Source organism: Streptomyces ossamyceticus, from assembly GCF_001418475.1.
Taxonomy (GTDB): domain Bacteria; phylum Actinomycetota; class Actinomycetes; order Streptomycetales; family Streptomycetaceae; genus Streptomyces; species Streptomyces ossamyceticus.
Map to the genome: position 1 here is coordinate 1 of NZ_LIQX01000728.1, position 7,430 is coordinate 7,430.

Here is a 7,430-nt window from a genome sequence, read left to right on the forward strand (position 1 = left end):
CCCTCCCCACTCCGAGCCCCACACCCACGCCTCACCCGCACGCGTACCGCGCACGACACGGAAACATCAGGGGGACCAGCGATGCACAGCGAATACCCGCCTACCCTGCCGGCGGAGTACGCCGANNCAGCTACAGCGTGGAGGTCGCCGTCGTCACCTTCGGCGGCCAGGGCGTCGGCGCCTGGCGCGGGCCCCAACTGCTCGACCCGCGCACCCGCATGAGCCCCTTCATCCCCGCGCACGCCTTCCAGGCACCGCAGCTGACGGCCGCCGGGGTCACCCTGATGACCGAGGCGCTGGAGCTGTCCATGCACATCGTCGCGGCCCGCAAGGCGGAACTGCGGGCGTCCGGGCTCCAGTACTACCGGCCGCAGATCTGCCTCGTCACGGACGGGCTGCCCACCGACCCGACCGGTCATCTCACCGACTCCTGGCAGCGGCTGATACCCGTCCTCGCCGAGGAGCAGCGGTCGCGCCGGTTCCGGCTGTACGCCATCGGGGTGGGCGGCATCACCGACCGCGGGGAGCAGGTGTTGCAGGCGTTCGCGCCCAAGTTCAACGCGCGCTTGCAGGGATTCCCGTTCCGGGAGCTGCTCCAGATGATGTCCGCCAGCGCCAACGCCGAGCAGAAGGGGGCGGGGGACGAGGTGTTCGAGAAGATCTTCAGCCAGTTCAAGACGCAGCGCCCGGCCTGGGAGGCGTGACGTGACCGTCCCGTCGTGGCGCATCCACGGGCTCAGCGTCGAGGGGTACCGGCACCGGCGGCAGGGCNNCCTCCGCCGTCGCCGTCCTCGCCGTCGCCGACGGCGCCGGGAGCCGCCCACGCTCCGAGGAGGGCTCCCGGCTGGCGGTGAAACTGGCCGCCGAGCACTTCGCGCGGCGGGCCGGCGCGGCCGTGGAGGTGCAGCCCGGCGAGGCCGTGCACGAGCTGCTGCGGGACGCGTTGCAGGACGTCAGCGACGACTTCCTGGACCGTACGGGCAGTGACGCGCCCGACTTCGCCACCACCCTCACCGTGGTGGTGCTGGCGCCCGGCTGGCTGGGGCACCTGACCGTGGGGGACGGGTTCGTCGTCGTCCGGGCCGGGACCGAGGACGCGGAGCGGCAGTTCCATCTGCTGCCGCAGGCGGCGGCGGTCAGCGAGTACAGCAACGAGACGGTGTTCCTGACCTCGCCGGACGCGGCGCGCTGGACGCACACCGAGTGCCTCTCCGACGACGGGATCGACGGGGTGCTGCTCTCCACGGACGGCCTCGCCCAGGCCATGCTCAACCGGTCGGCGAGCGGCGCCCAGTCCCCGAACACGTCCTTCGCGGACGCCGTCTTCCGCTCCCTCGACACCGCGCCGGACGACGCCGACGGAAAGCTCGCCGCCCTCCTGCGCTCCGACCGCCTCACCGCCCTGAACGCCGACGACAAAACCCTGCTACGCGCCGTCCGCACGAGCCGCGGATGACAGCGGAGACCGGCAGGCGCCGACGGGCCGGCGGCCCGGACGACCACCCACGGCGGTCCGGTCGGTCGGCGTCGGCGCGGCTCGTACGACGGGCGGCGCCGACGCCGCAGCCGACGCCGGTCCGCCCCAGAGAGCACTCGGAGGTACGGCCATGAGCGGCCGCAGGGTCTTCCTCGACGGCAAGGCGGTCACGCTCGCCGAGCAGCCACTCAAGGGGGGCGGGCAGGCGGCCGTGTTCCCCGTGGAGGGCGACGCGGGGATCGTCGTCAAGATCTACCGGGATCCGCCGGGCCCCGACCAGGAGCGGCGGCTGGCCCGCATGCTCACCATGTCCCCGCTGGCCGCCCGCCCCACCGACGCCAACCAGCCGCCCGAGCTGGCCTGGCCGACGGCCATGGCACGCGGCACGAACGGCGAGTTCCTCGGGTACGCGATGCGCCGCTTCGGCGAACCCCGGCATGTGCAGCTCGTCGGGCTGTTCACCCGCGTCCAGCGGCTGAAGCTGTTCCCGGACCGGGCCGACTGGCGGTTCCTGCTCGGCGTCGCCTGGAACCTCGCGTTCATGACGGCCCGCATGCACTACGACAACCTCGTCATCGGCGACTTCTCCAGCAGCAACGTCGTCGTCGACGGCAACGGCTTCGTCACCTTCCTCGACTGCGACTCCATCGCCTTCACCGACCCGGCCACCGGCGAGCTGTTCCCCTGCCTGATGCACACCACCGACTACTCGGCCCCCGAACGGCAGGCCGGCGGCCCCGCCACCCGGCAGAGCGACGACTTCGCCCTCGCCGTCCTCGTCTACCAGCTGCTCACCGCGGGCAACCACCCCTTCGGCGGTGTCCCCCACGAGAGCACCTCCGAGTCGACCGTCAAGGACAACATCGCCGCGAGCATCTCGTACGTCGTCCGCCCCGAGATGGTCATCATCCCGCGCGGTACCGTCGACCCCTCCGTCCTGCCGCCCGAACTCCTCACCCTCGCCAGGACCGCCTTCGGCCCCGGCGTCCAGACGCCCACCGCCCGGCCCCCGGCCGAGGCGTGGCTGCGCGCCCTCGACAAGGAACGCGGGCAGGTGCGGTCGTGCACGGTACGGCCCCTGCACACGTACGGCTCCCATCTGCCGACGTGCCCCTGGTGCACCCGGGTCTCCGTGACCGGGCACGACGTGTTCAACGGGCCCCGGCCGGCCACGGTCCCCGGAACGCCGCCCACGCCGGACCAGCCCCCGTCCCCGTACGCCGGCCTGAAGGTGCTGGGCGTGGTGATCGCGGTGGTGCTGCTGATCGTGATCCTCACGAACATCGGCTGAGCGCTCAGCCGGAGCGGTCCTCCAGGTACCGGGTGTGCGACTCCTGCCGCCGGGCCTCCGTGTCGCGCAGGGCCGCCGTCAGCCGCTCCAACTCGTCGTGCAGCAGCGTCAGCTGGCGTTCCAGATGGCGTTCGGGGGGTTCCGTGCCCGGCGTCAGACGGGTCCACCACCGGGTGCGGACGTAGGTGTCGACGGCCTCGGGCACGTCCTGCCGCACCGCCCGGGACAGCGTGTGGACGCCCTCGGGGTCCTGGCCGAGGATCTCCGCGACCCAGCCGGGGTCGAGGAGGGCCGTCAGCAGTTCCGTCAGCTCGGTGAGGCGTCCGGCGGCCGCGGGCGGCAACTCGATGCCGGCGAGGTAGCCGCCCAGCCGGCCGAAGTCGGCGCGGACCTCTTCGAGCTGGGCGGACGGGTCCGGGAAGTCCGGCACCGGCGGGCGCTCCGGCGGGGCGAGCAGCGCGCCCGCGCCGTACAGACCGGCGACCACGACGGGCCAGTAGGGGCCCGCGAGCCCCGCGAAGGTCAGTCCGAGGCCCACCACCCCGAGGGCGCCGCCGGTGAGGTTCTTGCGGGACTCGACGTACGCCATGAACCTACTGGTAGCCACGGATCTCCTCGAAGGCGCCGTCCAGCGAGCCCTGCTGGGCGTCGAAGAGGCGGCCGCCGGTCAGGTCGGCGATGTGCTCCAGTTCGTCCTTGTCGGAGTCGCCGAAGAGGATCGGGAAGACGGGGACGCGCCGCTCGGCGGCCGGGAGCCCCTGGTAGAAGGCGTCGAAGTCGGCCGGGCTCGCGCCCTCGGTGTTCTCGCCGTCTGTCATCAGCACGATCGAGGTGAACGTGTCCCGGTCGGCGGCGCCGAGGTGCTCGTACGCCGTGCGCAGCGAGGTGTAGATGGCGGTGTCGCCGGAGGCGGACAGCCTCCGGGTGTCGGCGCGGATGCCGTCGAGGCCCGCCTTCGGGTCCGACGGCCGGACCACATGGGTCCGCACGCTCTTGACCCCCGACCCGAACGGCATCAGCGTGACCTCCTCCCGGTCCCGGAAGTCCCCGGTCAGCTCGGTGAGGGCCTCCTTCAGCCGGTCCAGGCGGTCACCCTCCATGGAGCCGGAGGTGTCGAGGACGTACACGGTCCTCGACGGGCGGCGCAGCTCGTTCTCGTACGCGTCGAGCAGTCCGTCGGCGACGGACCGGCTGCCGGGGAAGGGGAGTTCGCGGCGGCGGGTGGTGTCCAGCCCGGCTGCGGGGCGGACCGAGGGGACGACCGGGCGGCGCCAGGTCTTCTCGGTGATCAGCCGCTGGGTGTCCGGGGCGCGCAGGGCGTCGGTGAGACGGCGTACGTCGTCGCGGACGTCCTTGCTCGTCGACGCGAGGGAGGAGAGCGGATAGTCGGCGGTGACGACCCCGTCGCGCGGGCGGATCACCGTCAGGTCCTTCCGCGCCTTCAGCACCGACTCGTAGTTGAGCAGCGCGTCGACGTCACCGCGCCGGTCGTAGGCGGCCGCGAGCCAGCCCGACGAGCCCGACGTCAGCTTCTGCCCCTGGAAGAACTCCTTCAGCCGGGGCGTCGCCCGCGCCACGTCCGCGTCGGTGAGCGCGGACTGCGCGCCGGACAGCCCGGAGGCCACCGAGACGAGGGTGGAGAAACCGGAGTGGGAGCGGGCCGGGTCCGTCATGCCGTACGTGAGGTCGCCGTCCGCGACGGCCTTCTCGATGTCCGACCAGGAGACGCCGTCCGGCTTCCAGCCCAGCTTCCGCGCGGTCGCGACCTTCACACCGATCGCCACCGGGCTCGACATCACCGGCGTCTCGGACACGACCTGCTTCGCCGCGTCCGGCCGCAGCCGCAGATAGTCGTTGGACGACAGCCAGACGGCGTCGTACACGTCCTTCGCCCGGCCCTCGGCGAGCAGGTCCACGGCGTCCAGGGTGCCCATGTAGGTGGGGCGCACCCTGAGGCCCGTGTCCTTCTCGACCCGCTCCAGCACCGGCTTCATGTCGGCGAGTTCGCTGGAGGCGAGGACGCGCAGGGTGCCGGGGATGTAGGTGTTCGGGTCGGAGGGGGTGTCGGTGGCGGTGGTGCATCCGGCCGCCGCCAGGGCCAGCGCGAGGATGGCGGCCGTGCCGCGGGAGGACGAGAGGGGGCGTCTCATACGAGGCCACCCCCTTCGAGGGCGCCCTGCGCGCGGCTGCGCTCCAGGTAGCGTCCGGCGTGCTGGAGTTCGGCAGTCAGGGACTCCACCGTCGCGGCCATGGTCTCCGTCGCCTGCGCCTTGTACGTGTCGATGGTGTCGAGGGTGCGGTAGATCTGCTGGAAGGCCGAGCGGAGCGTCTCCGCGCCGACGGCCGGGTCGGCGGCGATGCGCTGGATCTCGCCGCTCTGGGTGGCGAGCATCTCGGCGTTGCCGCGGATGAGGTCCTCGGTGGTGCCGCGCAACGCGTTCACCTGGTCGACGACCTTGCGCTGCGTGTCGAGGGCGGAGGCCAGCATCACGGAGATGCGCAGCGCCGACACCGTGGTCGTGGCGGCCCGGTCGACGCCCTTGATCAGTTCCTCGTTGTTGCGGCGGACGACGTCCATGGCCAGATAGCCCTGGGCGCAGACCGCCAGCTGGGTGAGCAGGTCCTGGTGCTTCTGCCGGACGGGGAAGAGGACGTCGGCGCGCAGGGTGTCGGCCTGCCGCGGGTCGGCGGCGGCGATGTGCGCCTCGACAGCCGTGTCCAGGGCCTCGGTCAGGACCACGTACTCCTGGAGCTTGCCCATGGTCTCCCACAGGCGGACCCGCTCCGTCTGCAACGCGGCGCTGTCCCGGCGCAGTTCGTCCTGCCCGCCGCGCAGCGACCCCACGATGCGGTTCAGGGTGCCCTGCGCGGTGGCGTACTTGGCGACGTGGTCCCGCAGCCGGTTGCCGCCCGGCAGCCGGGACAGGAGCTTGCGGCCCTTGCCGGCGGGCAGGTCCCGCGGGTCCAGGTCCTCGACCACGCGCCGCAGTTCGACGAGCGAGCCGGCGACCTGCGACTGGGCGTCCCCGCCCTTATCGGGCAGGCTGCGGACGGCCCGCTCCAGCATGCGGTTGGACTGTGCGGCGGCGCTGCGCATCTCGCCCGCGCCGAGCGCCGCGATCTCCCCTACCTTCCCCGCGAACTCCGGCGACCGGGCGTCGAGCGCGGCCAGCGAGCGGACGTACTCCTCGGCCTTCCTGGCCATGTCCGACCGTACGGACTCCTCGACCGGCACCAGGCCCCCGGCCTTCTCGCGGGGCACGGCCGCGACCGGCTCGGGCGGGGTGAGGGTGAAGCTGTCTTCCGTCGTCATGAGTGGTGTTCCCCCGTGGTTCAGCGGCCCCGCGCCCGGCGCGCCATCTCGTGCAGCACCTCGGAGGTGGGCACGGGCGCCTGCCGGACGGTGAGCCGAGGCGTCAGATAGGTGGTGAGGCCGGCCGTCGCCGCCGTGAACTCCTTCGCCGAGCCCTGCGGCCGGAACCCGTGCCGGGCCGCCAGGCGACGCAACTCCGGTTCCGTGCCCAGCAGTTCACCGAGGGCACGGCCCTCGTCGGTGACGGGCACGACGGTGTGGTCGCTGTTGACGGTGGTGTCCGGGTAGAGGACGACCAGCTCGTCGATCTTCTGTCCGTCGGCGAGCAGGGCGGCGACCTGGGACTCGTAGACGAGGACGAGCGGGTTGCCGACTCCGCTGACGAAGTCGCGGAACGCCGCGTCGCTGCTCGGCTGCTGGGCGCCCTGGACGCTGATCAGGTCGTGCAGGAGGGGCGCGGTCCTCTTGATGTCCGCCTCGCCCGCGACGACCCGTCCGTCGTTGGCGACGTTGGAGGCCGCGGCGAGATAGAGGGCCCCCGAGCTGGACGTGGTCGGATCGGTCGTGGCGATGTAGAGCAGCCCCGACAACTCGCCGTACCGGTCCGCCCCCTTGAGCTGCTGCCAGGTGCGGCCGGCCTCGGCCGCCTTCAGGTAGGCGCCCATGTCGAGGACGCCGCGGTCCCTGTCCAGCGTGGCCAGCCCGTTGCGACTCAGCACCTCGGCGGCGCCCCGATGGGCGACGACGACGAGGGGCGAGTAGAAGGGGCGGGGCAGCGGTTCGCGTACCCGGTACTTCTCGGCCAGTTCGTCGGCGGGGGCCTTGCTGGAGGGGAAGGCGAAGTCGTACCCCTTCAGGTCCAGCCCGTCCATGGCCCAGGAGCCCGATGTCTCCGTCCTCACGGTGTAGCCCTCGGCGGCCAGGGCCTTCACCACCTCCGGGTCGGCGAAGAACTCCGCCTTCTCCGACCCGATCACTCCTCGCACGGTCTTCGTTGCCGTGCTCGTGTCCCCGGTGTCCCGGCCCGCCACGACGGCTGCCACCACGCCGCCGATCAGCAGGACCGCGAGGACGATCCCTGCGATGCGTCTCACACCGAGGAGCGTGCTCCCGGAACCCAACGTTCCCGGGCAGGACGGGTGAACACGGGGTGAAGCCACCGTCCCGGAACGCAACCGGAACGGGCCCCGCCGCTCCTGCGGGGAGCGGCGGGAACCGGCCGGCGGGGGCGGGGCGTTGTCGGGCGTTGTGCGGAGGGCGCCGGGGCCGCGAGAAGCTTCCCGGCGGGCGGCGGGGAGCTGTGCGGTGCGGAGCAGGGCCGGCCGTTGCGTGGTGCTGGTGCTGGTGCT

At 72.6% G+C, this 7,430-nt stretch carries 5 protein-coding genes and 1 pseudogene; 2 read left to right on the top strand and 4 right to left on the bottom strand.

Annotated elements, in window-relative coordinates; all coding sequences use genetic code 11:
- Positions 1–773: 773 nt before the first annotated feature.
- Together AOK15_RS37650 and AOK15_RS37655 are read left to right on the top strand one after the other, a co-directional pair.
- A pseudogene (locus tag AOK15_RS37650) lies at positions 774–1,456 on the top strand (PP2C family serine/threonine-protein phosphatase); the annotation flags it as partial.
- Positions 1,457–1,607: 151 nt separating this feature from the next.
- Positions 1,608–2,768 (top strand): hypothetical protein, encoded by a 1,161-nt coding sequence (locus AOK15_RS37655; protein ID WP_055523255.1) that lies wholly within the window; start codon positions 1,608–1,610, stop codon positions 2,766–2,768.
- 4 nt (positions 2,769–2,772) lie between these two features.
- On the opposite strand, the gene AOK15_RS37660 is transcribed toward AOK15_RS37655, so the two are convergent.
- From AOK15_RS37660 to AOK15_RS37675, 4 genes are read right to left on the bottom strand one after another with little or no spacing between them, the layout of a single operon-like run.
- Positions 2,773–3,357: a hypothetical protein gene (locus AOK15_RS37660; RefSeq protein WP_055523256.1), complete on the bottom strand. Its 585-nt coding sequence runs from the start codon at positions 3,355–3,357 to the stop codon at positions 2,773–2,775.
- Positions 3,358–3,361: 4 nt separating this feature from the next.
- Positions 3,362–4,918 carry a substrate-binding and vWA domain-containing protein gene (locus tag AOK15_RS37665; RefSeq protein WP_055523257.1) on the bottom strand — a complete coding sequence of 519 codons (1,557 nt, stop codon included), beginning with the start codon at positions 4,916–4,918 and terminating at the stop codon, positions 3,362–3,364.
- Positions 4,915–6,081, bottom strand: a complete 1,167-nt coding sequence (locus tag AOK15_RS37670; protein ID WP_055523259.1) for a toxic anion resistance protein — start codon at positions 6,079–6,081, stop codon at positions 4,915–4,917. The genes AOK15_RS37665 and AOK15_RS37670 overlap by 4 nt, the downstream gene beginning before the upstream one ends.
- A gap of 20 nt (positions 6,082–6,101) precedes the next feature.
- Positions 6,102–7,175, bottom strand: a complete 1,074-nt coding sequence (locus AOK15_RS37675; RefSeq protein WP_055523261.1) for a substrate-binding domain-containing protein — start codon at positions 7,173–7,175, stop codon at positions 6,102–6,104.
- Between the last annotated feature and the right edge of the window lie 255 nt (positions 7,176–7,430).